General features: G+C 35.5%; 22 protein-coding genes and 3 pseudogenes. 6 read left to right on the forward strand and 19 right to left on the reverse strand.

The features are described from left to right. Positions 1–317: 317 nt before the first annotated feature. The 5 genes and pseudogenes from LLA01S_RS07865 to lmrP all read right to left on the reverse strand — a co-directional run bounded on the left by LLA01S_RS07865 (position 318) and on the right by lmrP (position 5,121). Positions 318–1,349, reverse strand: a complete 1,032-nt coding sequence (locus tag LLA01S_RS07865) for a SepM family pheromone-processing serine protease (protein WP_011677213.1) — start codon at positions 1,347–1,349, stop codon at positions 318–320. Beyond that, complete coding sequence (gene coaD, locus LLA01S_RS07870; protein WP_011677214.1) at positions 1,333–1,833, reverse strand: pantetheine-phosphate adenylyltransferase; 501 nt, start codon at positions 1,831–1,833, stop codon at positions 1,333–1,335. Before coaD ends, LLA01S_RS07865 begins: the two co-directional genes overlap by 17 nt. Before the next feature lie 47 nt (positions 1,834–1,880). Further along, a complete protein-coding gene (rsmD, locus tag LLA01S_RS07875) occupies positions 1,881–2,420 on the reverse strand; it encodes a 16S rRNA (guanine(966)-N(2))-methyltransferase RsmD (protein WP_031286167.1) in 540 nt (179 codons plus the stop codon). Between the two features lie 170 nt (positions 2,421–2,590). Continuing rightward, positions 2,591–3,811, reverse strand: coding sequence for an MDR family MFS transporter (locus LLA01S_RS07880; protein ID WP_061778106.1), 1,221 nt, complete (start codon positions 3,809–3,811; stop codon positions 2,591–2,593). An 83-nt stretch (positions 3,812–3,894) separates the two neighbouring features. Next, positions 3,895–5,121: pseudogene (gene lmrP / locus LLA01S_RS07885) on the reverse strand (multidrug efflux MFS transporter LmrP). 187 nt (positions 5,122–5,308) lie between these two features. On the opposite strand from lmrP, the gene LLA01S_RS07890 reads away from it, so the two are divergent. Beyond that, the gene (locus tag LLA01S_RS07890) at positions 5,309–5,803 is read left to right on the forward strand and encodes an RNA polymerase sigma factor (RefSeq protein WP_021211251.1); all 495 of its coding nucleotides are present in this window, start codon (positions 5,309–5,311) and stop codon (positions 5,801–5,803) included. 23 nt (positions 5,804–5,826) lie between these two features. Continuing rightward, positions 5,827–6,933, forward strand: a complete 1,107-nt coding sequence (locus LLA01S_RS07895) for an anti-sigma factor (protein ID WP_061778112.1) — start codon at positions 5,827–5,829, stop codon at positions 6,931–6,933. A gap of 94 nt (positions 6,934–7,027) precedes the next feature. Here the strand turns inward: LLA01S_RS07895 and LLA01S_RS07900 are convergent, their stop codons facing one another. Continuing rightward, complete coding sequence (locus LLA01S_RS07900; protein ID WP_014573373.1) at positions 7,028–8,374, reverse strand: glucose-6-phosphate isomerase; 1,347 nt, start codon at positions 8,372–8,374, stop codon at positions 7,028–7,030. A gap of 343 nt (positions 8,375–8,717) precedes the next feature. On the opposite strand from LLA01S_RS07900, the pseudogene LLA01S_RS07905 reads away from it, so the two are divergent. Beyond that, positions 8,718–9,225, forward strand: a pseudogene (locus tag LLA01S_RS07905) (YkgJ family cysteine cluster protein). 33 nt (positions 9,226–9,258) lie between these two features. Here LLA01S_RS07905 and LLA01S_RS07910 read toward each other — a convergent pair. The 3 genes from LLA01S_RS07910 to LLA01S_RS07920 form a co-directional block, all read right to left on the reverse strand. Beyond that, positions 9,259–9,999: an SDR family NAD(P)-dependent oxidoreductase gene (locus LLA01S_RS07910; RefSeq protein ID WP_061778107.1), complete on the reverse strand. Its 741-nt coding sequence runs from the start codon at positions 9,997–9,999 to the stop codon at positions 9,259–9,261. After that, positions 9,996–10,847: a helix-turn-helix domain-containing protein gene (locus tag LLA01S_RS07915; protein WP_232035090.1), complete on the reverse strand. Its 852-nt coding sequence runs from the start codon at positions 10,845–10,847 to the stop codon at positions 9,996–9,998. The genes LLA01S_RS07910 and LLA01S_RS07915 overlap by 4 nt, the downstream gene beginning before the upstream one ends. A 69-nt stretch (positions 10,848–10,916) precedes the next feature. After that, complete coding sequence (locus tag LLA01S_RS07920) at positions 10,917–11,762, reverse strand: NAD(P)H-binding protein (protein ID WP_061778108.1); 846 nt, start codon at positions 11,760–11,762, stop codon at positions 10,917–10,919. Positions 11,763–11,988: 226 nt separating this feature from the next. Here LLA01S_RS07920 and LLA01S_RS07925 point away from each other — a divergent pair, with 226 nt between their 5' ends. Both LLA01S_RS07925 and LLA01S_RS07930 read left to right on the forward strand, forming a co-directional pair. Further along, on the forward strand, positions 11,989–12,282 hold the full coding sequence (locus LLA01S_RS07925; RefSeq protein WP_080562021.1) for a winged helix-turn-helix transcriptional regulator: 294 nt from the start codon (positions 11,989–11,991) through the stop codon (positions 12,280–12,282). Between the two features lie 97 nt (positions 12,283–12,379). Then, a complete protein-coding gene (locus LLA01S_RS07930; protein ID WP_011677226.1) occupies positions 12,380–12,712 on the forward strand; it encodes a hypothetical protein in 333 nt (110 codons plus the stop codon). Between the two features lie 43 nt (positions 12,713–12,755). Here the strand turns inward: LLA01S_RS07930 and LLA01S_RS07935 are convergent, their stop codons facing one another. The 10 genes and pseudogenes from LLA01S_RS07935 to LLA01S_RS13275 all read right to left on the reverse strand — a co-directional run bounded on the left by LLA01S_RS07935 (position 12,756) and on the right by LLA01S_RS13275 (position 24,092). Then, positions 12,756–15,398 (reverse strand): valine--tRNA ligase, encoded by a 2,643-nt coding sequence (locus LLA01S_RS07935; protein WP_014573380.1) that lies wholly within the window; start codon positions 15,396–15,398, stop codon positions 12,756–12,758. 35 nt (positions 15,399–15,433) lie between these two features. Continuing rightward, a complete protein-coding gene (locus LLA01S_RS07940; RefSeq protein ID WP_011677228.1) occupies positions 15,434–15,928 on the reverse strand; it encodes a hypothetical protein in 495 nt (164 codons plus the stop codon). A 366-nt stretch (positions 15,929–16,294) separates the two neighbouring features. Then, positions 16,295–16,951, reverse strand: a complete 657-nt coding sequence (locus tag LLA01S_RS07945) for a FusB/FusC family EF-G-binding protein (RefSeq protein ID WP_061778109.1) — start codon at positions 16,949–16,951, stop codon at positions 16,295–16,297. 416 nt (positions 16,952–17,367) lie between these two features. Then, a complete protein-coding gene (locus tag LLA01S_RS07950; RefSeq protein WP_003132639.1) occupies positions 17,368–17,616 on the reverse strand; it encodes a DUF1912 family protein in 249 nt (82 codons plus the stop codon). Between the two features lie 72 nt (positions 17,617–17,688). Beyond that, complete coding sequence (locus LLA01S_RS07955) at positions 17,689–18,033, reverse strand: MmcQ/YjbR family DNA-binding protein (RefSeq protein WP_011677230.1); 345 nt, start codon at positions 18,031–18,033, stop codon at positions 17,689–17,691. Then, complete coding sequence (locus LLA01S_RS07960; protein ID WP_015082955.1) at positions 18,026–18,547, reverse strand: GNAT family N-acetyltransferase; 522 nt, start codon at positions 18,545–18,547, stop codon at positions 18,026–18,028. Before LLA01S_RS07960 ends, LLA01S_RS07955 begins: the two co-directional genes overlap by 8 nt. Before the next feature lie 200 nt (positions 18,548–18,747). Continuing rightward, positions 18,748–19,454: pseudogene (locus LLA01S_RS07965) on the reverse strand (B3/B4 domain-containing protein). A gap of 92 nt (positions 19,455–19,546) precedes the next feature. Further along, positions 19,547–21,088, reverse strand: a complete 1,542-nt coding sequence (gene rlmD, locus LLA01S_RS07970; RefSeq protein WP_011677233.1) for a 23S rRNA (uracil(1939)-C(5))-methyltransferase RlmD — start codon at positions 21,086–21,088, stop codon at positions 19,547–19,549. A gap of 224 nt (positions 21,089–21,312) precedes the next feature. Next, a complete protein-coding gene (locus LLA01S_RS07975) occupies positions 21,313–23,496 on the reverse strand; it encodes a mucin-binding protein (RefSeq protein WP_232035089.1) in 2,184 nt (727 codons plus the stop codon). Positions 23,497–23,573: 77 nt separating this feature from the next. Next, positions 23,574–24,092: a lectin-like domain-containing protein gene (locus LLA01S_RS13275; protein WP_061778111.1), complete on the reverse strand. Its 519-nt coding sequence runs from the start codon at positions 24,090–24,092 to the stop codon at positions 23,574–23,576. A gap of 356 nt (positions 24,093–24,448) precedes the next feature. Between LLA01S_RS13275 and recX the strand changes: the two genes are divergently transcribed. After that, a complete protein-coding gene (gene recX, locus LLA01S_RS07985) occupies positions 24,449–25,258 on the forward strand; it encodes a recombination regulator RecX (RefSeq protein WP_014573386.1) in 810 nt (269 codons plus the stop codon). Positions 25,259–25,342 lie beyond the last annotated feature (84 nt).

A 25,342-nucleotide genomic window follows, 5' to 3' on the forward strand; every position in this document is an offset into this window, starting at 1 on the left:
AATTCGGGTCTTTAAATATAAATATGCACTAATCTTTAAACCAATCAGTACTTATTATCTTAGCAAAAATATTGATAGTAAAAATATCATTTGGAATATATGCCAAAACTTCATTAAGTGTTGAACTCGCCAGAAACCTTTGTTTTTACTAGATTATAATTCTTTTTCTAATTCCAAGTTTCTCACATTATCTCCAGTTTTACTTTCAAAATCTCAATCCTAAACTTTTTTTAAAAATTTTATTTTATTTATCTTTTGTCATATATTCCAAAAATATCCGATAAAAAAACTACTGACAGAAAAGCTGTCAGTAGTTTTTATTTTTCTAAATAATCTAAAGCGTCCTGAATAGTCTTGACGGGAACAATTTTCATCTTCGTTTTTAATTTTTTAGCGGCTGCTTTGGCTCCAAGATAGTTATTGCTGCTTTCTTTTTTGGTGCCTGAGTCAGGAACTAAGAAAACTTTTGCGCCTTCTTTGCTAGCAGTAGCTACTTTTTTATCAACCCCACCGATTTGGCCAATGCTTCCATCATGTTCAATCGTTCCAGTTCCTGCTATTTCGCGACCACCACGTAAATCTTTACCTGTCAACTGACTGTAAATCTCTAGTGTAAACATTATTCCGGCAGATGGTCCACCGATTGAACCTGCATTGACTGTAACTTTTGGGTCTGTGACTACTTCAGTATGGTCAACTAGTCCAATTCCGATTCCAGTTTTTCCATTAGCGATTTTGATATATTTTCCAGTAGACTTGTGTTTACTTCCATCAATCCGTGTATATTCAATGGTAACTGAATCGCCGACTTTTTGCTTCGAAACGTAAGCAATCATATCTGCACTTGATTTAAATTCTTCCCCATTGACTGCTGTAATCGTGTCCGAAAGTTCCAATTTATTTTTAAAAGTCGAATTTTTAGCGATATCAAGGACATAAACCCCTTCATATTTCAGTTCATAGGGTTTATTTGCCAACTTGAAGGCCTGATAAACGGCTGTATTTTGTGCCGTTTCCATGTAAAACTGGTTGACACGATTGAACTGCGCATCATTAAGGCCACCGGTCATTTCTTGTTCACTGTAAATGCTTGTAAAACTATTAAAATGACTGTAAATCATTGTGGCAAGATTAGCGCGCGCAATTTGAACGGTAGTAAGGAAAAAGTCACCTTTGTGCTCATCTTTTTTTCCTTCGACTTTGACCATTTTTCCTAATGGCTCGGTTGTTCCAGGCATTTCCACATAGTAATTTGTTGGATACACTAAAACAAGGAGAGCGACAATAATCAGACCAATAGAGATTCCCCATTTTAATTTGGGACTGATTTTTTTATTTTTTTTCTTCATCTAATTTCCTTAATTCACGACTCACATTTTCTGGAACCCAAGCGCTGACATCTTGCCCGAAAGCATGTAATTCTCGCATTCTTGTTGAATTTAGCGGTTCAAGTTCTGGTTTTGCTAGAAAGAAGAGGGTTTCAATACCTGTCATCTCCAGATTAAAATAGAACATATTTTTTTCATATTCTAAATCTTGGCTATTACGTAAAGAACGAACCAGAGCCGTCACGTCAAGTTTTTTTGCGATATTTACTGTCAAATCACGTTCATGTTTGATGACTTTAACTTTATGAGTTACTGACAGATTTGTCAGTGCTTCTTCTAGCATTTCCACTCGTTTGTCCGTTGGAAAAAGTGGATTTTTCTGGTCATTTTTAAAAATTCCAACATAAAGTTGATCAAAATGCTGGCTAGCACGTTTGATAATATCTAAATGGCCATTTGTCAGTGGATCAAAAGTTCCTGTAAAGAGTCCAATTTTTTCTGTCATTACTTTTTTCTTTCTTAATTTACTGACAGAACTTCTGTCAGTAAATGTCAAAATTCATAAATTGATATTTTAGAAATTCCATAAATTTTTTGTCTGGTCAACTCTAATTTCCCAATTTTGCCAGGAAGTTCAACTTCCTTGTCTGTTTCACAGACAACAATTACCTTTTCTGTCAGTAAATTTTTTTCTTGCAAAAGTTCTAAGTTTTCAACAATTTGTTCTTTAGCGTAGGGTGGATCCAACAAGACTAAATCAAAACTTTCAGACAGATTTGTCAAAACACGCTCTGCTGACATTTTTAATAATTGAAATTTCTCAGGCTCTTTCGTCATCTTGATATTTTCCAAAATGACTTGTTGAGCTGCTCGGTCTTTTTCAACAAGAAGGGCATGACCCATTCCTCTTGAGACGGCTTCAATTGCCAAACTTCCTGACCCTGCAAATAAATCAAGGACACGACCTCCGTCGAAATAAGGACCAATCATATTAAAAATAGCTCCCTTGACTTTATCTGTGGTTGGTCTTGTTGTTTTTCCTGCCAATGTCTTCAGCGGTCTTCCGCCATAATTTCCTGAAACTACTCTCATGAAAATAATTATATCACAAAATTTCAAATGGAGAGCCGAATCTCCCTGTAAGCCTTGGTCTAAAGGTTCTGTCAGTAAAAATTTTCTTATTATTTTACTGACAAAAAAATAAGTTTCTCAAATCAGAATTTCATTCTAACTTTTGAAACTTATTTTTACCTATATTTAACTCATGAATGACTTTCATGCATCCGAATTGCTCGTAGTGAAGGTAGCACACCTAATACAATAATGAAAAACATGAAGATGGTCATTCCAATATTTCCATAAAGACTTGAGAGGGACACAAGGATTCCCGACAAGACCGAAGCGATAGGCTGAGTCACTGAAAAAGCTCCTGTATAAGTTCCCACTTGGTCTCCGTCCATTAAATCGGCCCGCAGAGCCTGAGAAAATGGAACCAAAATCATTTCACCAATTGTTGCCACCAAAGCCGCAACAAGTTCCCAAGTCAAATCACGGCCAAGAAATGCAATCATGAAGCCCAAACCTTGCAAAATAATTCCAACGGATATTCCGCTACTTCGTGACCAATTTTTGGTTAGTTTATTGACTCTTCCCATAAACAATACGATGACTAAGGTATTGACCATTAGGAAAATTGTCAGCATCCGTTGTCCATAAACTTCAATGCCAAAAATTCTGGCGGTTCTAAAGCTGTCACTCAAGTGAACTGGCAGATAATAATCAATTTGATTAAAAATCATCGCAATAAAGACCGAAGCAAATAAATAATACATGAAAATGCGGTCTTTAGCGACTGTGAAATGGGCTTTAATAATATTTGATTCTTGCTTGTGCTGCTGAGTATCTGGATTGAAGGATTCATCAATCCAAAAAATCACAACCAGACAACTTAATATTTCTTCAATTGTAATAGCTAAAAGTAGCCAAACCAAGTAATCTCTGAAAAACCAGCCTGAGAGTCCTGAACCAATCATGATTGCAAAGTTGATAATCCAGTATTGAATACTATAAACGACTCGCCGATTTGCGCTCGTTGTTAAATCTACAATCATCGCTTGACTTGCGGTATTAAAGAAGCCAAAACCAAAATTAATAATGAGAAAACCTAAAAAAGTTACCCAAGGATTGAAATAAAAGGGCGAGTTTGCGAATGTTGCTAAAGCTCCACCAAATCCAGTGATGGCAGTTGAGAAAATCATCACAGGTCTTCGTCCCTGAACATCGGACAAATGTCCTGCATAAAGTCCAACCAAGAAGACCATGACTGAGCTAATCACCAAAAGTAGTCCTGTGATTCCTGCTCCCATATATTTATTGTAGTAGATTGTCATTGAGCCACCCACTGTACTAAAGCAAAGCGTCCCAAAAAAATTCATAATTAAACGAATTTTAAGTGTTGGATGTAATCCAAAAAAATCTTTCATTTTCTTTCTTTCTGTTTTCTTTCAATAAAAAATCTATCTTGACTCCTTTTCAAGATAAATTTCTTTTTTTAGAAGTCATTTTTTTAATTTAATTTTGTTTTCTGGTGTCTATTTACAGCAATAAGCACTAAAATAATCGCTAGAACTTCAGTCAATGCTAAGACCAAAGAAACTCCTGTTGCCTTAATAATTGGTGAAATCGAAACAAGTAAACCGGCAAGAATTGATGCAATTGGCATTTTAATTGCTGCAACGCCATTATAAGAACCAATTTTTTCTGGATTCATCAAATCTGCACCTAAAGTTTGAACACTTGGGGTATAAACAATCTCACCCAAAGTATAAACAATACCTGCAATAAAAATTGGTGTAAAAGTTGTTGTCAAAAATGAAAAAATCATCCCAATTGCCATAAATAAACTTCCCCAAATAAATCCTTTTTGGTGTGACCAGTCCTTGGTCAATCGATTTAGGGTGGTCATTAATAGGACCACTAATACACAAGCTAAAATCAAATAAATCGTAAGCATCCGTTGTCCATAGATTTCAAAACCCCAAAAAGTGATTGTTTTAAAACTATTTGATAAATGAACAGGCAAAAAATTATCAAATTGCATGATAATAAAAGTGGTCGCAATATTAGCACCCATAAAAATCATGTAAGTTTTATCTTGTAGTACTGTCTTATAAGCCTGAAAAATATTCTCGGCTTTCTCATCAACTTTGACTGTGGGTATAAAAGTTTCTATCATTACAAAAGTAGTCAGGAAAAATGAGACTAAGACAGTTAAAAGTAAAATCACTAAAAGTGCTTCAAAAGCTGGTCTAAAAAGCCAAGCACCTAATGCTGCCCCTAAAATAACCGATAAATTTTGCGCCCAATAGTCCAACATAAAAACAACTTTACGATTTTAAGCATTCGATGCATCAATAATCATGGCATTTCCTACAGTTATCACAAAATTATAGCCAAAACTAATCAGCAAAAAAGCAATAAAAGTTGACCAGGGATTCACATGCCCCGGTAAGTTTGAGGCAATAGCTAAAGCTGCTCCTAAAAGTTGAATAATTGTTCCAAAAACCATCACTGGTTTTCTTCCATTTCAGTCAGCAAAAAAGCCTGCAAGAATTCCTGCGACAAAAGTTGCCACAGCAGATAAGGCAAGCAAAATCCCTGTAATTGCACTTCCCAAATGTTGATTATAATAAATGGTCATTGAAGAAAAAACGGTGCCATATGAAAAGGCACCTAAAAACACAATCCCTAAACGGAGTTGCAAGTTTTTGTCTAAATTCCAAAACTCTTTCATACTATTCCTTAAATTATTTTAAATTTTCTAAATTTATTAATTTATCTATAATTGTAGCATATTTATACTTCTAAAACTAGATGAATTACATCTTTATCAAAATAATTCTTCTACTTATATCAGTTTTTGTTAAAATAAACTGTAACCAAACTTAATTTGATTTGTTATATATATGAGAGGGGAGGAAATGGTGAATTTAAAAGAATATGAAAATAAAGTCAATGATTATGCGATAGAAATCACTAAATACCTTATCTCTCGTGGAAGTCAGTTGATCGATGCCGAAGATGCCGTACAGGATACTCTAGTTAAAATTTTAAGTCTGGATATTTTCATTGAACCTGACAAATTACGGGCTTTTATGTATCGAACATCTATCCGAACTTATATCAATAGTTATAATCGAAGTAAACATTATCAAAAAATTATTAAAAATTTGGAAAAAGAATTGGAAACAGCAGCTTTTTTAGTTGAGTATAGCCCACTTCCAAAAATTATTGAACAACTTTCCCCTTATTACAACCGGCTTTTAACTGCATATTATTATGAAAATAGTTCAACTAAACAGCTTGCAGAATATTTTGAATGTAGTTTAAGCAAAATCAAAATCGACCTTTATCGAGCTCGAAAAAAGCTTAAAAAACAACTTGAAAAAGCTGGTTATGACCAGTGGTTACTTTAATTGCCTATCGAAAGGATTTAAAAATGCGTACTCTCTTAATTTTCCCTTACCTTGTTCTAGCTATTACTTTCTTTTTTGGTTTGCTTCGTTTGATTCTTTTTACAGTCAAGAAAATTCAACGTAGAAATCAATCAACTAATTCTCATTCTAATCTCAACAATGATTTTCATAATTTTGCCACAAAAACAAAATTGAAACGTTGGGGAATCACCTCTTGGATTGCAATGACTATTTTTTCGGCATTTATAGTTATTGCCTGGCAAGTGAACTCTGCTCTCATGGAAAAAAATTATTTTAAGACTTTTGATTTTTCTACTGCTACTCTCACTGCTGCGGCACCAAATATTGGCTATAATAATCAAATTATCAATGATTATGGTATTTTTAATTCCAATCTTCATTCAGATACTTATAAAGATATAGATGGTTATCGTGTTCCTTGGCAAGCTTTTGATTTTGCATTTGGCGTTTCAAATGTTGGGACTTTAAGTCTTGATACTTTAGGCACGATGGAAAATTCAAATGCCTATTTCACTCAAACAACTAATCAAAAAATTGCTAGTTTTTTCTCTACAAAAACAAACTACAAATCTAAGGAATATTATGGAATTTTCCCAACCCGTGACGCAGGCAAAATTTCACAGCTTGCAAATCATGTGGCCGAAGCGGCAGTCACTTTTGACAAACCTTATAGCTATAAGGAAATTCAAAAAATGATTCCAGAAGACCTCCTAATCAATTGGTATTGGATTGGTTACAATAATACCAAATCACTTGCAGCGGCTTCACAAACTAATTGGTTTGGTTTGATGAGCAACAGCAATCATACTGGAAATGGTAATAATTCACAACTTACTGGAAAATTAGACAATGCTGCTTATCAAGATTTCAAAAAATCATTAACTGAGATTGCGAAAACGAATCAAATCACAATTAATGACTTTAGCCCAAGTAAAGATGCACTTAAACAGGTAAAAAAATATCCTACTCTCAAATCAGCAAAATTTTCGGGAGTTATTTTAACAGGACAAACTAAGAATTTTGCGAATTTAGATAAAAATCCTTGGGTTTATGCAAGCAATGTCGGACTTACAGTAGAACTCCGTCCTGATATTCAGCCACTCAAATAACAATTTCACTGACAGATTTATCAACAGAAAATGGATATAAAAAAATCACTGACAGACATCTGTCAGTGATTTTTATGACACTTTTAATCAAAGATTAAAGGCGGTCATTCAATTCTTTGCTGAGTTCTTCAAATCCTGGTTTACCAAGAAGAGCGAACATATTTTTCTTGTAAGCTTCAACACCTGGTTGGTTGAATGGGTTAATTCCGTTCAAGTAACCAGAAACACCGATAGCAAGTTCAAAGAAGTAAATTGCATAGCCAAGTGTGAATTCATCTTGTTCAGGCAATGTCACGATCATGTTTGGAACATTTCCGTCAGTGTGAGCAAGAAGCACGCCATCAGCTGCTTTTTTGTTAACGAAGTCAACATCTTTACCTTGCAAATAACCAAGTCCATCAAGGTCAGCGTCAAGTTCTGGAATGTTGATGTTTTTACGTGGTTTTTCAATACGGATTGCTGTTTCAAAAACAGTACGTGTTCCTTCTTGAATCCATTGTCCTAATGAGTGAAGGTCTGTTGAGAAGTTAGCTGAAGTTGGGTAAATTCCTTTTTGGTCTTTCCCTTCTGATTCACCAGCCAATTGTTTCCACCATTCTGAGAAATATTGAAGGCTTGGTTCGTAATTGATCAAGATTTCTGAGAATTTTCCTTTACGGTAAAGGATATTGCGAAGTGCAGCGTATGCGTAAGCATCATTTTCATGAACGTTTGTAGAAGTGTATTCTTTACGCGCAGCGTTAGCACCTTCCATCAAAGCTGTAATATCAGCACCTGAAGCTGCGATTGGCAAAAGTCCAACAGCTGTCAATACTGAGAAGCGTCCACCAACTGAATCTGGAACAACAAAAGTTTCCCAGTTGTTTGCGTCAGCATTAACTTTTACAGCACCTTTTTCTTTATCAGTTGTTGCGTAAATACGTTTGTTTGCTTCTTCGCGACCGTATTTTTTAACTAACATTTCTTCGAAGACACGGAAAGCAATCGCTGGTTCTGTTGTTGTACCTGATTTAGAGATTACATTTACAGAGAAGTCTTTGTCAGCAACGTAATCTACAAGGTCAGCCAAGTATGATGAAGAAATTGAGTTACCAGCATAAAGAATACGTGGTGCTTTACGTTCTTCGGCAGTTTGCAAGTTAACAAAGCTGTTGCTCAAAAAGTCAATTGCTGCACGTGCACCGAGATATGAACCACCGATACCGATAACAATAAGTACTTCTGAATCAGATTGAATTTTTTTAGCTGCTTTTTGAATACGAGCAAATTCTTCTTTATCGTAATCTTCAGGAAGGTCAAGCCATCCGATATAATCGCTCCCAGCACCTTTTCCTTCGTGGAGCAATTTAGCTGCCCCGTCGATTTGCCATTGGATTTCGTATAATTCATTTTCAGCTACAAATGGAGTGAGTTTTGAATAGTCAAATTTAATATGAGCCATTTTAATTCCTTTCAATTTCTCGCTTTTTACGAGAATTTAGCTATTGAAGAACGACAACTTTTGCATTGTTTTATCTTCGAATTTTCTAGTTCATTTTATCACTTTTTCGGCTTTTTAACAATACTAAAGGCTATGTAAGCGCTTATTTGTTTAGCTTTCCACTTCTGAAACTTCCTCATCTCTTTAACGACTTTTTTTGAAATAAATTGGCTTAAAATTCCAATGAACATTAATTGTCATCAAAAGATTTACTGATAAGTTCATTAGCAGATTTTTTGAGGGTGTCAAATCTCTTTGACGACTGACAAATCAGTCTTTCATAAAAATTTTTGCTAAAATATTAATGATGAAATATACATTTGAAATTGACCTTGACCGTTATAAAAATCTAGCCCAGCAAAAACAAAAGACACATAAAAAATTTTTAGCTGGACTTGCCAAAAAACCACCAAAGCAATTAGATAAAATCGCTAAAGAAGTTCATGAGGCAGTTTTTTTAGAAATTGACTGTACTAAATGTGCCAATTGTTGCAAAACCTTAGGCCCTCTTTGGACAGAAGCCGATATTGAACGCGTCGCAAAACATTTAAGAATGAAAGTGAATGACTTTGAAGCCACTTATCTCCGAACTGACGAAGATGGTGACAAAGTTTTTCAAACGATGCCTTGTCAGTTTCTTGGCTCTGACAATCTCTGTAGCATTTACGAAGTTCGTCCCAAAGCTTGCCGTGAATTCCCTCATACTGACCGTAAAAAGATTTATCAAATCAACAATTTAACGATAAAAAAATACACTCTACTGTCCAGCAGCTTATGAATTTGTTGAAAAATTGCAAAAGCGCTTAGATTAATTGGCTCATAAAAAATACAATTTGATAAATTTATCAAATTGTATTTTTTATATATTTTTCTAGTTTTTCTCTTGCAACTTCTGCATTGTATTTTTCTGGTAATGACACTTCATTTCCCTTGTCATCAAACATCTTCCCAGTCATACCAGTATATCTTTCGTCCAAAGATAACCTTCGACCAACGGCAACAGAATGATTGGTCAGATTTTTGGTCCAAGACATCAAATCACTCTGGACATCTCCGGGATAAAACGAATTAACCATAATATTTTTTTCAAAAAGTTCTTTTGAAGCTAATTTCATAAGCAAGGTTTTATGAGTAATTTCCCAAATTCCACGCTCTACCGTATTCTTTTGTCCAGAACAAATCATTCCTAGTCTAAGCACTTGAAAATGTCCAGTTACCAAAGCAACACGTGCTTGTTCACTTTTTTCTAAAAGCGGAACAAACAGGTGGATAAGCTCAGCATGCGCCTGTAAATTCGTGCGAATATTTATTTCTGCTGAACTTGGGAAAACGCCAAAAGTATCGATTAATGCATCAATATGGTCAAACTTTTCACCAATCTCTTGAATCAACTTTCGTTGCTCATTTTTGTTAGTCAAATCAGCAATAAGAAAATCAATTTTCCCGTGAGCCTGATGACTCACCCTTTGAGCTTTTGCTTCACTGCACCCAATAATCAGAAGTCTTGCTTCATCATCTCTAAAACCCAAAGCAATTGCTTTTCCTACACCAGAAGTGCCACCTAAAATTACAATATTCTTTTTCATAGCTTCAGTATAGGAAAATTGAGAAAGAAAATAAAATAAGAATCCTTATATTTTGTCAAATACCTTTTCTTTATAAAGTTCGGTAAAAAGTTGGCTTTTAGAAAAATAGGCTCTACTTTTATCATTTTCAACAAGTAAAGCAGCCAAATAATAAAAGTTGGCCAACATATAATGAGAATGTGTTCAGAAATAAATTGGATCCCTTTCTCAAGTGTCATTAATGCTAACTTATTTTTTTCCAATTTTTTATAAATTACTGCTCTCAAATAATAAAGAACATTCAAATTTTCATCATAGGAGGTCTTTTCTAAGTCCTGAAATGCAGCTTCAATATATTCCTCTACTTGTTTTTCTTGATGATTCACTGCCGAAATCACCCCTAAACTCATCCAGCTAAGGCGAGAAATAATCGTTAACTTTTTTTGGTCAACTAAAGCTAAGCGCAAGTTTTCTTGTGCCTCATTAAGTTGGCCGAGTTGAGCTTGAGACACGCCTAAATAATAGTAATAGGCTTGCAACCCCTCCTCTGAAATGGCATCTATAGTTGAATCTAGCAACAAAAAATCTCGTAATTCAGCGTATTGATGTTGGCGGCATAATTCTTCAGATTTTTGACTCAATTTTTCAATTTGACTCATTGGAAAATAATTTTTCAAATTTGCTTGCAGCTCTGAAATTCCCAATTTTTGATAAATGCCAATAAAAATATCTGCTGCCGGCATATAATCCCCAGCTTCAATATGAGATAGCAGAGCCTGTGAGCAAATTCCTTGTGCCAATTCTGCTTGAGTAAGTCTTAATTTTTTTCTTTCTTCCTTAATACCTTTACCAAGCGCTTTTTTATTCATGCATTTATTATAGCAGAATAAAAAATTTACTGACAAATTGATCTATCAGTAAATTTTTCTTTTATTTTATTAAGCCAAAAATTCTTTCAAAGCTTCTGTTGTCTCTGTCAGTGAATGTCCCAAGGCTTTTTCAAAATCTTTAGATTCCACATCTAAATCTTTTGCTTCAATGTCTTTTTGGAATCCGAGGAAAAGTTCGGCTACAAAATCTGGAAGCCCTGTTTCAACTAAATGACTGACAAAAGACTTATCATCAGCGACAATAACTTCAAAATCCTTATCAGATACTGATTTTAGTGCTTGAGCAAGTTCTGCGTACGTGAGTGTCTTTCCTGAAAGCTCTAAAACTTCTGGAAAATCTGCTCCTGCAAGTACTTTTGCCCCAGCTTCTGCGTATTCGCGTTTCAAAGCCCAGCCCACTTTACCTGTTGGGGCATTGTAAACAAATTTTCCATTTGAAAGAGCTGCAGCAATAATTGGCATTTCATTGTCAAAGTACCAGTTATTACGTAAAAATGTGTGGGAAATCCCTGATTTTTCAATCGCTTTTTCAGTATAAATGTGATCAGCAGCTAAATCGCTTGTCGCAGTTTCTGCTTGAGGAAAACTTGTATAAACAATGTAAGAAATTCCAGCACTTTTGGCTGCATCAACCACATTTTTATGCTCAGCTTGACGATTTCCCGGCGCTCCGGAGACAAAAAGCAGACGGTCAATTCCTGTAAATGCTTGCTCTAAAGCTGTTAAATCTGAATAATCAGCCAAACGTACATCGAAACCTGCCGCTTTAAGTGGAGCTGCTTTTTCTTCTGTGCGAGCCAAAACCGCAATATCAGAAATTGGAACCAATTCTTTCAAAAATCCAAGAGCATAAGTACCATATCCACCTGTCGCACCTGTTACTAAATATTTCATGTTAAATCCTCCATTTATTTATTATTTTTTATATTTTAAAGTAGCTTGCTTTTTTGACTACCTAAGTGTATAATAACATTGTACTACCAATGTGTAAAGTAAGCACTTAAAAGTAAGATACTATCCTTTTAGATACTATTGTATAATACCAACGATTTGAGGTGATAAAAAATTGAAAAAAATTTCTGAACTTCCCGATTGCCCTGTTGAAACAGCACTTGTTTTGATGGGCGACCGTTGGAAAATGCTCATTGTCCGTGATTTATTAGAGCGAACCATGCGCTTTGGCGAACTTCAACGTTCAGTTGGACATATTTCACAAAAAGTTTTGACCCAACATTTGCGTGCCCTCGAAGAAAGCGGGCTGGTTCATCGTGAAGTCTATGCAGAAGTGCCCCCTCGTGTTGAATATTCGCTGACAGAACTTGGAAGAACCCTCAAACCAATCCATGATACGATGGCAGCTTGGGGAAATCTTTATAAAAAAAAATCAGCAAAGCTTAGAGATAAAAATTACTGACAGAATTTCCTGTCAGTAATTTTTGTTTAATTATTTATAAATTTCTGCACACCTTTACCTAAAAAAGAATTATAATAAAAGTAAATATGGAGGTTTGATGATGACAAAAAATACTAAATTTTATAAATTTGGACTTATTCTTAGTATCTTCTTAGTGTTTTTAACTTTTGTCAGTACAATTATTTGCTCAATCCTATCTGTAAATTTCGTCAGAATTTCTGCTGCCTCAGAATGTTTGAGCATTGCTCTGCTACTTTTCTTTTTGCAGAAATACGGTGAGCAGACAGTCAGTAAAGAAGCAGATTTCTGGGTTCCACGAAAATTTGGGTTGGGTATAAGTATCAATCCTCATACAAAGGCAAGTAAAAGAATGACTATTTTTCTTATTTGCTTTCTTGTCTTCGCTGGATTCTTTTTGATGTTTTTATAGAAAAACCAGTATCTTTTGAGATACTGGTTTTTTTTATTTATGATTAGTTTTCTTTCAATTCAGCAATACGAGCTTTCACAGTATCGAATTTTTCTTGATAATCAGCTAATTTATCTTTTTCTTTTTGGACAACTTCTGCTTTAGCATTCGCAACAAAACGTTCATTACCTAATTTTTTATTCACTAAATCTAACTCTTTTTGCCATTTAGCAAGTTCTTTTTCAAGTCGAGCAATTTCTTCTTCGATGTTAATCAAACCAGCCAATGGTAAGTATAATTCTGCTCCAGTAATGACCGCTGACATCGCTTGTTCTGGAACCGCTAAGTCTTTAGCAATTGTTAATTCTGAAGGATTAGTGAAACGGCTGATATAAGGAGAGACAGCATTCAAGAAATCTGCATGTTCAGATTTAATCAACATTGGGACAGCTTTAGACAATGGAGTATTAACCTCAGCACGAATATTACGAACAGCTGTAATTAATTCGATTAACATCGCTACACCTTCGCTTGCTTTGTCATCATTAAATTCTGGACGTACTTTTGGATATTCGGCAACAACAATTGAACCAGAAGTGTTTGGTAATTTTTCAAAGATTTCTTCAGTGAAGAAAGGCATAATTGGGTGTAAAAGACGTAAAACTTGATCTAAAACATGGAGCAATACTGCACGTGTAATGTCTTTTTCAGCTTCATCCTCACCAAACATGACTTCTTTTGTTAATTCCAAATACCAGTTTGCAAACTCATCCCAGATGAAATTGTAAAGAATATGACCGGCTACACCAAATTCAAATTTATCCATTTGTTCAGTCACGCGCTCAACAGTATCATTCAAACGTGTCAAAATCCACCGGTCAGTGACATTACCAGCAGTTTTATTTGCAACTTTTGTCAAAGCCGAAGAAACAGCATCAGCGCTGACATCTTCTGCATTCATCAAAATATAACGTGAAACATTCCAAATTTTATTGATGAAATTCCAAGCGGCATCCATTTTATCATAAGAGAAACGCACATCTTGTCCTGGTGCAGAACCATTTGATAGGAACCAACGAAGTGCATCAGCTCCATACTTTTCAATCACATCCATTGGGTCAATTCCGTTACCAAGCGATTTAGACATTTTACGTCCTTCTTCGTCACGAATCAAACCATGAATCAAAACATTGTGAAATGGTGATTTACCAGTGAATTCTAAAGATTGGAAAATCATGCGTGAAACCCAGAAGAAGATAATATCATAACCTGTTACAAGGGTACTCGTTGGGAAATAACGTTTGAAGTCTGCTGAGTTTTCATCTGGCCAACCCATTGTTGAAAATGGCCACAAAGCTGAACTAAACCAAGTATCGAGCACATCTTCATATTGTGTCCAACCTTCGCCTTCTGGTGCTTCTTCACCAACATACATTTCACCCGCTTCATTATACCAAGCTGGAATTTGATGTCCCCACCAAAGTTGACGTGAAATAACCCAATCATGAACATTTTCCATCCATTGCATGAAAGTATCGTTGAAACGTGGCGGATAAAATTCTACTGCATCTTCTGTCGCTTGATTAGCAATCGCATTTTTAGCTAATTCGTCCATTTTGACAAACCATTGTGTTGATAAACGTGGTTCAACAACCACTCCTGTTCGCTCTGAGTGCCCAACTTCGTGACGGACTGGTTTTACATCAAGCAATTGACCCAATTCTTTGAGGTCAGCAACAATTTGTTTGCGGGCTTCAAAACGGTCAAGTCCTTCATATTTTCCACCATTTTCATTGATGGTTCCGTCATTATTCATCATGTTAATCATTGGCAAATCATGACGCATCGCAACTTCAAAGTCATTAGGGTCATGAGCAGGTGTAATTTTTACAACCCCAGTTCCTTTTTCCATATCAGCATGGTCGTCTGTCAAAATCGGAATGACACGATTAATAATTGGTAAGATAACATTTTTGCCCACTAAATGTTTATAGCGTTCGTCTTTTTCATTGACAATAACAGCCGTATCACCAAGGAAAGTTTCTGGACGTGTTGTGGCAATTTCAACAAACTCATCACTTCCTTCAATTTGGTAAGTGATGTGGTAAAAAGCCCCATCAATTTCTTTGTGAATGACTTCAATGTCTGACAAAGCAGTCATCGCTTTTGGATCCCAGTTGATGAGTTTTTCACCACGGTAAATCCAACCTTTATTGTAAAGTTGAACAAAAACTTTACGAACCGCTTGTGAAAGGCCTTCATCAAGAGTAAAACGTTCACGAGAATAATCCACTGAGATTCCCATTTTACCCCATTGTTCCTTGATTGTTGTGGCATATTCATCTTTCCACTCCCAAACTTTATCAAGGAATTTTTCACGTCCAAGGTCTTGTGGTAAAATACCATCTTCAGCAAGACGGGCAGCAACTTTTGCTTGAGTGGCAATCCCCGCATGGTCCATTCCTGGCAACCAAAGCGTATCAAAACCTTGCATTCGTTTTTGACGGATGATGATGTCTTGTAATGTTGTATCCCAAGCATGACCCAAGTGGAGTTTTCCTGTCACATTTGGTGGTGGAATAACGATGCTATAAGGCTTGGCATCGGGATTTCCAGAAGGTTTGAAAACATCAGCTTCAAGCCATTTTTCGTAGCGTCCTGCTTCAACCTCTGTCGGGTTGAATTTTGGGGTTAGTTCGTTTGTCATATTTTTCTCCTTGTATATCTTACAAATTTTTTAATTTATTTTCCGTTCTTAGCTCTATCCCATTCATGTTTCAAATAGGTACTTATCACTTCACGAAACTTTGGTAAATATTTATCCAGGTACTCTTGATTGTCAGAATATTTTTTTAGATTTTGAGCTAGCTGAATAATATATGTATGTTTATTTTTATTTTTGTCAGACTTTTCATTTTCTTTTTCTAATTTATTTATTTCTTCTAAACAAATTTCAAATTCATCACTATTTGGTATAGCTGATGTTTCAGATTCATTCGTAGTAAAAAATAAACATACTGTCTCAATTTCTTTTTTAAAATAATAGCCTGTGTTTTTATCAGCATATCCACGTGATAATAACTCTGCTGTATGGTTTCTTACCTCCTGAATCCATTGAATTCGTGCCTGCATTTTTATATTTTTTTTATCTTGCCATGTCTTATAAAATGCTCCAAAAATTACTCCTCCTAATGCCACTAAGCCTACTATTAAAGAAACCCAATTTGTATAACTCATTTACCTCATCCCCTTTACATCATATATCAAAAATACCGCCCACAAGCCTCCTAAAAATAGGACGCTCACGCGCGGTACCACCTAAATTCCTGACAGATTTACTGACAGACACTCATTTTATGTCATAATTACTGACAGGATTGGTTACGACTTCGACTAGCTACTTTAGTAGCGTAGCGAGAATCGATATTCGAGGCAAAGCCGAAGATGTCAGCAATTATTTCTTGAAATGACGCAACCTTCATAAAGTTTGAATGAACACTTTCACCAGCCGTGTTCTCTCTATAAGTCTTGCTTTATTACTCCTCGTCAACTTGTTTTTATTTTAGCAGAATTCTTGTTTTTTTACAAGATACTTCTAAATTTTTATTTTTCTTTGATGATTTCTAAAAATTGCTCCAAACCTTCTTTGGCTTGGATTTTCTGATTACATTGTTCAGAATCTAAGCAAATATAGGTGCCATTTTTAGTATAGGTCCCGTCAGCACCTCTTTTTGTTGTCGCTAGAAATTGAGTGACAATACTTGTTTTTTGGCAAATGGCACAGATATTTTTCATACTGCCAGAGATACTTCCGTAAAATCCACGACCATCAGCAGTCAAAAGATATTTTCGTCCGCTTGAAACTTCATTCCAAGCAAAGTAAGTGACATCACGTAAATCCCATTGACTTGTCGCTAGAATTTTTAACTTTTTAACTTTTTTGAATGCTTTTTTCATTTGAGCTTCGCTCGGTAAATGAAAAGCTTCGACTAAAGTTTTAAGTTCTGTCAGTAATTTTTCAGATTGTTCTCTTGATAATTTAGGATTATCAATGGCTGATAAGTATTTTTGAATAGCAACTTTTACTGACAGATTATTTTCACTGACAAGACTGTCAGCATTTTCAGCGATTTGCAAAATTTCTGTGGCGACTTGGGCATAGACTGCTTCAACAGTCGATTTATCATTGACAGAGTGATAGACATTGACGAGGTCAAATGTCAGGTATTTAATTCGATTATATTCATATGGTTTTAACATTTTCTTATTCCTTAAGATGTGAACCCGACTGCTTTGAAGTTATGAAATTTAGGAAAATGCGGTTCTGGGCAAGGCACAGGTCCCGTTTTATCTATTTTCACTCAACTTCAAGGAGGGTGAACTCAATTTGTTCTTATCCGCAAAGAAATAAGACTTTGCGGTAATCTAAGCGAGAGCTCTTACTCGCACTTGATTACCAACCATCTTCTTAAAATTCATTTGAATCTCCTTAAGATGTGAGCCCGACTGCTTTGAAGTTATGAAAATTAGGAAAATGCGGTTCTGGGCAAGGCACAGGTCCCATTTTCTCTATCTACGCCACTACGTGGCTACGCTGTCCATTCGCTCTAAGCAACTAAAGTTGCAAGGCGAATCGCATTTTCACTCACTTCAAGGAGGGTGAACTCAATTATTAATTAAAATGTTTTTGTTCCAAAATCTGGAACGTCATGGAAATCTTTCCCATTTTTGTAGTTCTCAAATTTTCCTTGCAAAAATTGGTAAGCGTCTAAACGACTTTCATAGCGAATAGCAGCTTCTTTCGCTTCTTTTTTACCATCTTCTGTGGCAATTTTTTCAGCAGCTTTCATGGCAAGTTCAGAAATTTGAACTTGTTGATCTACCCATTCTTGAAAATCTTTTAAAAAATTTTGTTCGTAAGTCATTTTTTCTCCTGTAAAATGTGAGCCCGACTGATTAGGAGGGTAAACTCACTTCTTTTAAAAATATTAGTATCTTTATCTTTTGGGTTTGATTAAATCATAGCTTTGCTCAACCATTTTGCATACTTGCTCATCAGCGACATCTCCACCAAGTAACACATCATTCCAATGTGTTTTATTCATATGAAAGGCTGGGTTGATATCTACAAAGAAATCTCGTAACTCTATTGAAATTTCTGGTTTTTGTTTAATGGCGATATTGACTCGTCCTTCTCGCTCCGAAATATAAGCAAAAGATTTTTTATTCTTTAAATGACGCATTACCACTGTCGGTTGCCCCGTCTCCATTTTAGCAAAAGGAGTATCCGCAAAAGTTGGACCAAGAGATAAGCAAAAATCAATCAATTCTTTTTTATTCATTTATTCTGCCTCCAACTTCTAGTTGGTAAGCAAAACGTTCGCCTTCAAACTGGACAAGCCCTCGTTTTACAAAACCTTCACGTTCAAAAACATGTTGCATCAGTTTATTGACTGGGTGTGTATCTAGGCGAAAATCTGAGTATCCTTTAGATAACATTAAAGTAAAAATATTTGAAAATAAATATCTCGTCAGCGATTGTCCACGAAATTCATTAGACAGAGCAATTCGATGAATAGTTACATAATCAAGATTTTGATTTGACCAAGTTCCGTCAGTAATTTGGCTATAAGCCGGTTCTTCACCTGTAATAATGGCACAATAACCTGCTATTTTATCATCAACTAATAAGACATAAGCCTGTTCTTTAGCAAAATCCTCTTCAATATCAAGAACTGCTGGATAAGCATTTTGCCATTGGTCACTCCCAGAAGCGGCCAAAAAAGCTCTCGCTTCTTCAATAATTTTCATAATTGCAAGCAAATCTTTAGGGCCAGCTTTTCTCATATATATCATATCAAACCTCGGATTTTTTCTATTTTATCATAAAAATAACTAATGACAGAACCGCCAGATTTTACTGACGGTCCCTTTTTATTGACAGTATTCATCAACTTTACTATTAAATCTCTTATCTGTTAGTAAATTGCGCCTTAAACAGTCCTATTTTATTGACAGAAATCAGTAAATCTAACTTCTTTAGATATCATAAAACACTAGTCTAATGAAATTTCTGGATTTTCCTTAGTCACTAAAAGTACCTGAGCAGTTCCACCTAAATATTTTTCACTCAATTCGGCTAATTTTTGAGTCGCAGCTTCTAAAACATCCTCACGTTCTGGGTCAACAGACTCAATAATCAAAAAAGCATTTTTTGTGTGTTCTGTCAGCATTGTTCTTTGCCCATCTCGCCAGTTCCAAGAGCGACAAACCGCCCCTTCGTCATCAAGATAGCAGATTTCACCAGACAAAGCATTATCAGCTTCATCATCACCTAAAGCCAAAAAATGTTCGCCACCAACAGCTTTTGTCAGTCGCAAATTTCCTGCAAAGGTATCAATATCTTCACCACCAGCAGGCAAACCATAGTTCAAGCTGATACTATTGTAAATATCAACCAAAGGATTGATGGAACCTACAGCTTTTCCTTTATCTACTCGTTTAAGTAGATTTTCAATCGAACTTCTAGCCCCTTTTTTTGTTTTAAATTGTTGATAAGCCTTGCGCCAAACAGAGACTACAGGATTTTCGCTAAAAACAGCTGCACCAAGAAATTTCTCTGCATTTTCATTTGCTTCATCAAGATTTTTTTGATTTCAGTACTTGATTCCATACTATTATCAATATTTTTGGCTAAAACAATTCCGATTTGAGTTTCAGGAAAAAGTTCCCAAAATTCAGGTTCAACAATAAATTTTTTCATTTTTTCTCTCATTTTTCCTAAAAATTACTGACGAAAATTTCTCCTCAAATAAATGAATTTATAGCCAAATAGTCATTTTGTCAGTAAATTTCTCAGTATTTACCATATTTTTGCGGACGACGTCCACGTTTTTTACCTTTAGCAAATGCTTCTGCTTTACGTTCTTCTTCCAAATGTTCAAATTTCACAATTTTCAACGGTTCATCGCGTTTTGTCAATTTAACAACTGCTTCAGTCCGCGCTGTATGTGGGAACATATCCACTGATTGAATGTATTCTACTTTGTAATAATTGGCCAAAACGACTAAATCTTTTGCTAAAGTTGATACGTTACAGCTGACATAAACCATTTTTTCCGGTGGGAATTTAGTAATTGTTTCAAGCAAGGCATCATCAAGACCAGTACGTGGTGGGTCAACAATCATGGCAGTCGCACGGTGACCAGATTTATTCCAGTTTGGAATAATACGTTCAGCTTTACCAATTTCATAGTGGCAGTTTTTAAGACCCAAACGTTTAGCATTTTCACGCGCATCAAAGATTGATTCTGGTGTAATATCCATTCCGTGAACTGATTTGACTTTTTTGGCAACTGCAAAACCAATCGTCCCAACACCACAGTAAGCATCGATGACACGGTCATCTTTTTTAGGATTCAAAGCCTTAACTGCTTCACCATAAAGTACATTCGCTTGCTCAGAATTCAATTGATAGAAAGCACGTGGACTTAATTCAAACTCATAGTCCAAGACCCCTTCGGTAATTGTTTCTTTTTCATTGAACAAAACTTGTGTGCGTTCGCCATAGATTTCACTGGTTTTTCTTGGATGGAAATTGACCGCAACCGTCACAATTTCTTCAAATTCTTCTGTCAGTGCTGACAACATTTTGTCAAATTTAACAAAAGAATTTTTTTGACGTTTTGAAGCTTCTTCTCGCAATTCAGGCCAAACTTGACCGTCCAAAATAATTGGTGTTGAAGTCACAAAAATAATTTGTACTTCGCCTGTTTTTTGGGAACGACGAACCATGACCGTACGAATTCCGCCGATTTTACGCTCATCATAAACTGGCAAATCAAATTTTTCAATCAAACGACAAATGTGATTGATAATCTCTTGGGTTTTCGGATCTTGAACCAAACAGTTATCTAGGTTTACCAAGTGATGTGTTCCTTCTTGATAAAGTCCAGCAATTACCGTTCCATCATTCAAACGACGTACTTGGAACTGGAGCTTGTTACGATATCCAAGCGTATTTTCCATTCCCAAAGTCGCGCGCAATTCATAATTACGCCATCCTGCTGGTTTGTATTTTTCCAAAGCTTGACGCATAACATCCCGTTTGAATTCCAATTGCATTGGATAAGAAAGATGCATGATATGAGATTGACTCATTTCATGATAAGCTCTATCCTGCGGTTTCACACGATTTGGTGATTTTTCAATAATCTTAACCAATTTTGCGCGACTGAAATTTCTAGCATTTTCAGTAATTTCAACTAACACTTCTTCACCAGGAAGCGCATAAGGAATAAAGACAAGTCGTCCTGAAATGACACCAATCCCTTCACCATTTATCCCCATTCGCTCGATTTCGAGTTGAAGTTTCTGTCCTATTTTTAAATTTATCATTCGTTAATTATTTTCCCTCTAGTTCGTCAATTAATGACCATTTTCAATCCATTATAAAAAATCAGCAATAAAGGATTGTGTGATACACTATTATAACATTTCACAATTTCTTTTTGTAGTCTTTTTCTACTTGAATTCTAAAAGATTTAAAGATATCTTTTTTTATTTATCAATATTAATCTTCAAATAAAAAGCCTGACCCTGTCAGACCTTTTATTTGAAGATTAATATTGTTTTTTACGTTTAAATAGAATAGCAAGTGGTGAAGCAATCACCACCATAATTCCCAATAAGGTCAAAACAATTTGTGATTTTTGACTATCTCCGGTACTTGGGAGAATATCTTTTGTTTTATTATCTTTTACAGCTTTAGCTGTTGGGGTTTTTGGTTGATTATCAGATGGTTTACTTGGCTTTTCTGGAAGAACTGGTGGCACAATGATTCCCGCAGGAACTTTATGATAAACAACAGTTTTTTCAATATCCGCTGTATCTACCGTAATTCCTGTCATTTCATCAATCTTAAGTTGACTCGCAATGTAATCTTTAATGATTGGTGAAAGAACCGCAGCAAATCTTCCGCCATTGTCAGCTGTCCAATCACTATTAGTTTTCTCTCCAGTTACTTTGTCAGTAGTAATTGTTCGACTAAAGACAATTGTTGCCTTATAGTTGTCAGCTGCCTTATCTCCATTATCATAAACATAATGAATGACTTCATTAACTGATTTATTTTCAGTTTCAACTACTGTACCATGTTTTAATCTCACAACATAATGTTGAGGGTCATCAGCGAATTTAGTTCCATCTTCTGGATAATCACTAGAAACCAATTCGTAACCCTTATCTGTGTAAGATTTAATCGTATCAACCGTTGTATAGTTTGAAGAATCTCCAGTTCCGCCTGACAAATCTTTTGTAGATAACACTTTCCCAATTGTTTCATCAATATAAGTGACATCAATCGTTCCTTGATTTCTTGTATAAGAAACCGTTACTGAAATATCTGCTGTATCAGAAGTGATTCCTGTCATTTCAGAGACTTTAAGTTGGTCAGCTGTATAACCTTTGAGCACTGGCGAAACGACTTCGGAAAAGCTGTCAGCATTGTCAGCCGCCCAGTCGCTATAAGTTTTCTCTTTTGTTACTTTGTCAGTACTTATTGTTCGACTAAATCCAAGAGTAGCAGTATGGTCCTCGGCTGCTTTATCTCCAGTATCTTTATAAACATAATGAATCACTTGATTGACAGCTTTTTTGTCAGTTTCATTTATTATACCATGTTTCAATTTCACGGTATAATGTTGTGCTTCATCAGTAAAGATTGTCCCGCCATCTGGATAATCACTTGAAACTAATTCGTAACCTTTATCTGTGTAAGATTTAATATCGTCAGCTGTTGTATAATTTGACGGATCATCCGTTCCACCAGACAAATCTTTTTTAGTCATAACTTGACCTGTCGTTTCATCAATATAAGTCACATCAATAGTTCCTTGATTACGTTTATAGATTACTTTTTTCTCAATATCTGTCGTATCTGCTGTAACACCCATTACTTCATCAATTTGAGCTTGGTCTGGTGTTTCACCTTTGATAACTGGTGAAACTACTTTAGCAAAACTATTACCATTTTCCGCTTGCCATTCTCCGTATATTTTTTCACCCGTTACTTGATTCGTTGTTACCGTTCTTGTGAAATTCAGCGGTGTCGCTTTATAGTCCTCTGCAGCCTTAGTTCCATCTTCATAGACATAATGAATTGTTTCATTTACTTGTTTTTGTTCCGAACTTACAACTGATTTTTGTATTAAATAAACTACATAATGCTGAGGAGTATCCGTAAATACTGCTCCTTGACTCGGATAATCATCAGAAACTAATTCATATCCTTTATCCGTGTAAGATTTAATATCAGCACCTGTTGTATAATTCGCAGGGTCATTAGTTCCATCAGACAAATCTTTCTTCGTCAAAACTTGCCCTGTCGTCTGATCAATGTAGGTTACATCAATCGTTCCTTGATTTCTAGTATAAACATAATTTACAGTTTGATCATTAACCGTATAGTTTCCTGCTTGTGCTGCTCCATTTGATGATTGATAAGTATATCCTGGAATATTTTTTTGCTCTGTCGTGTAAGCTGTTGTAATGTCTCCACTTGTTGTTACTGATGGAGCAATCGTATTTCCTTGATCGTCAACATAGTTAGCAATTACTGAACCTTGAGCAACCGTATAAGTAAACTCAACATTACGAAGTTGTTGTAAGTTCATATTGGCACCAGTTGACGCGGCAATTGAAAATGACATGGCCTGATTCGTTCCAACAAAAGCTGAAACATCTTGTGTCCAAGATTGTGTTCCATAGGTAATCGACATCGTTTTAGTCGCACCAATATAAGTCATTTTAAAATCAACGAAATTATTATTTGTTGGTTGTGGAATCTCTTGAGAACCCGCAGCAATGGTTTTAGCCTGTCCATCTAAACCATTGACAAAGGCAACAAAAGCAAGTCCGCTCGCAATTGTGATGGGTCTTGCGTAAAACTTGGGTCATTAAAACCATTATAATAAGTGTCAAGCTTGAAACCGAAAGCTCCTTTTACCCCACCAATACCGGCAGCTCCACCAGGTGCACCTACGACACTCGTATCCCCTGGATGAAAAAGGAAACCAACCCCATCAGCTCCACCCCTGTTTTGAGCCTTATTTCCTAAGTTAATCTTCCCGGTAAAAGTAAAGTTTTGTGACATGTCAACTTTGGTCATCAAAGTAACATTTCCCGCTTGGCTTCCTTTGTCAGGCGTCAAAGTTTGAGTATAAGTTGATAAATCATAATTAAACCCAGCTGCTGACCCATTTCTTTGAAAATAAGTTAAAAAGTTGGTTGGATATACAGTCACTTCTCTAGAAGTTGCTGCATAAACCTTTTGTATTTTAAAAACATCAGGCGAATGTGTTAGAACAACTCCACCACCAGCAAGAATCGTTAAGGTTCCCATGGTTAATAAAGCACTTGATTTTTTTTCATTAGTTCGTCTCCGTCATAATTGTAGGTTATTTGTTATAATTTTACTACAGAAAAGGGCAAATATCGGATATTTTGTATTTAAAATATTACATCAAGTCAAGACATCATTTATAAAAAATTAAAAAAAATAGTCATATCAAGCCTAAGCAAAGATTTAGCGATAATTTTACAAAAACAATCATCTTTTACAAACAGGTTTATATACTACATTTTTTCATATAACTTATCAAATAGAAAAAAATCAGTCTCTTATCTTATTTTTTGTCACATTTTTGTCGTTTGATTCGTCAGTGACAAATTCCTAAGATTTTCGTATATAATAAAGATATGGGAAAAATCACAGCAATAAAAAAATTAAAACGACTCTACCGTGTCGATCTCTCTGATCTAGATGAAGAAAAAATCTACCTCTGTGAAGATACAATCATCCATTTTTTTATCACGATTGATAAAGAAGTTAGTGAGACTGATTTAGAGGAAATTCTAGCGTATGATCAGTTTGCTCAAGGGAAGTCCTTAGCCTTGTACTACATTTCATTTAAAATGCGTACGGGCGCTGAAGTAAGAAAATACCTACTAGAACATGACATCAATGATACTGACCAAATTGAACAAGTATTATCAGTACTTACAGAAAATAATCTAATTAATGACAAGTCCTATGCTGAAAATTTTATTGAAGGTAAGATTTCAATGGGAAGTAGCGGCCCCTATCAAATTAAACAAAAATTACTGACCAAAGGAATTAGTAATGATGTCCTGTCCGAAGCCCTCAACGAAATTTATAGCGAAGAAAAACAGATTGATGTCGCTTATAAACTTGCTAGCAAATTATCCAGAACCTATGGAACCAGATTAACACTAAAACAACTAAAAGATAAAATCATCCAAAATTTAATGAATAAAGGTTTTTCTTACTCTGTTTCTTCCATCGCACTTGACTCTCTTGAATTAGAAGCGGATGAGGAAAATGAAATGGATCTTCTCTATTCAGAGCTTGATAAAGTTGCCAAACGTTACACCAAAAATTATGAAGGATATGAGCGTAAGCAAAAAATTACCCAAGCCTTAGCTCGAAAAGGGTTTTCCTATGATGACATTAGTAGCGCATTGCGTGATTACACATTCCCAGAATAAAAAAACAGCCCTTAGGGGCTTTTTAAGTTATCGAGAAATAAGGAGCCAAGAACACAAAAAAAGGAGCCTTAGCTCCTTTAGTTC

Source organism: Lactococcus cremoris subsp. cremoris NBRC 100676 (assembly GCF_001591705.1).
GTDB classification, from domain to species: Bacteria; Bacillota; Bacilli; order Lactobacillales; family Streptococcaceae; genus Lactococcus; species Lactococcus cremoris.

What these genes read in the sequence shown, in the direction of transcription:
- LLA01S_RS07865 (WP_011677213.1), bottom strand. Translation starts at nt 1,349, where the DNA reads ATGAAGAAAAAAAATAAAAAAATCAGTCCCAAATTAAAATGGGGAATC.
- coaD (WP_011677214.1), bottom strand. Translation starts at nt 1,833, where the DNA reads ATGACAGAAAAAATTGGACTCTTTACAGGAACTTTTGATCCACTGACA.
- rsmD (WP_031286167.1), bottom strand. Translation starts at nt 2,420, where the DNA reads ATGAGAGTAGTTTCAGGAAATTATGGCGGAAGACCGCTGAAGACATTG.
- LLA01S_RS07880 (WP_061778106.1), bottom strand. Translation starts at nt 3,811, where the DNA reads ATGAAAGATTTTTTTGGATTACATCCAACACTTAAAATTCGTTTAATT.
- LLA01S_RS07890 (WP_021211251.1), top strand. Translation starts at nt 5,309, where the DNA reads ATGGTGAATTTAAAAGAATATGAAAATAAAGTCAATGATTATGCGATA.
- LLA01S_RS07895 (WP_061778112.1), top strand. Translation starts at nt 5,827, where the DNA reads ATGCGTACTCTCTTAATTTTCCCTTACCTTGTTCTAGCTATTACTTTC.
- LLA01S_RS07900 (WP_014573373.1), bottom strand. Translation starts at nt 8,374, where the DNA reads ATGGCTCATATTAAATTTGACTATTCAAAACTCACTCCATTTGTAGCT.
- LLA01S_RS07910 (WP_061778107.1), bottom strand. Translation starts at nt 9,999, where the DNA reads ATGAAAAAGAATATTGTAATTTTAGGTGGCACTTCTGGTGTAGGAAAA.
- LLA01S_RS07915 (WP_232035090.1), bottom strand. Translation starts at nt 10,847, where the DNA reads ATGAATAAAAAAGCGCTTGGTAAAGGTATTAAGGAAGAAAGAAAAAAA.
- LLA01S_RS07920 (WP_061778108.1), bottom strand. Translation starts at nt 11,762, where the DNA reads ATGAAATATTTAGTAACAGGTGCGACAGGTGGATATGGTACTTATGCT.
- LLA01S_RS07925 (WP_080562021.1), top strand. Translation starts at nt 11,989, where the DNA reads ATGGGCGACCGTTGGAAAATGCTCATTGTCCGTGATTTATTAGAGCGA.
- LLA01S_RS07930 (WP_011677226.1), top strand. Translation starts at nt 12,380, where the DNA reads ATGATGACAAAAAATACTAAATTTTATAAATTTGGACTTATTCTTAGT.
- LLA01S_RS07935 (WP_014573380.1), bottom strand. Translation starts at nt 15,398, where the DNA reads ATGACAAACGAACTAACCCCAAAATTCAACCCGACAGAGGTTGAAGCA.
- LLA01S_RS07940 (WP_011677228.1), bottom strand. Translation starts at nt 15,928, where the DNA reads ATGAGTTATACAAATTGGGTTTCTTTAATAGTAGGCTTAGTGGCATTA.
- LLA01S_RS07945 (WP_061778109.1), bottom strand. Translation starts at nt 16,951, where the DNA reads ATGTTAAAACCATATGAATATAATCGAATTAAATACCTGACATTTGAC.
- LLA01S_RS07950 (WP_003132639.1), bottom strand. Translation starts at nt 17,616, where the DNA reads ATGACTTACGAACAAAATTTTTTAAAAGATTTTCAAGAATGGGTAGAT.
- LLA01S_RS07955 (WP_011677230.1), bottom strand. Translation starts at nt 18,033, where the DNA reads ATGAATAAAAAAGAATTGATTGATTTTTGCTTATCTCTTGGTCCAACT.
- LLA01S_RS07960 (WP_015082955.1), bottom strand. Translation starts at nt 18,547, where the DNA reads ATGATATATATGAGAAAAGCTGGCCCTAAAGATTTGCTTGCAATTATG.
- rlmD (WP_011677233.1), bottom strand. Translation starts at nt 21,088, where the DNA reads ATGATAAATTTAAAAATAGGACAGAAACTTCAACTCGAAATCGAGCGA.
- LLA01S_RS07975 (WP_232035089.1), bottom strand. Translation starts at nt 23,496, where the DNA reads ATGACTTATATTGGTGCGACTAAAACGATGTCGATTACCTATGGAACA.
- LLA01S_RS13275 (WP_061778111.1), bottom strand. Translation starts at nt 24,092, where the DNA reads ATGGGAACCTTAACGATTCTTGCTGGTGGTGGAGTTGTTCTAACACAT.
- recX (WP_014573386.1), top strand. Translation starts at nt 24,449, where the DNA reads ATGGGAAAAATCACAGCAATAAAAAAATTAAAACGACTCTACCGTGTC.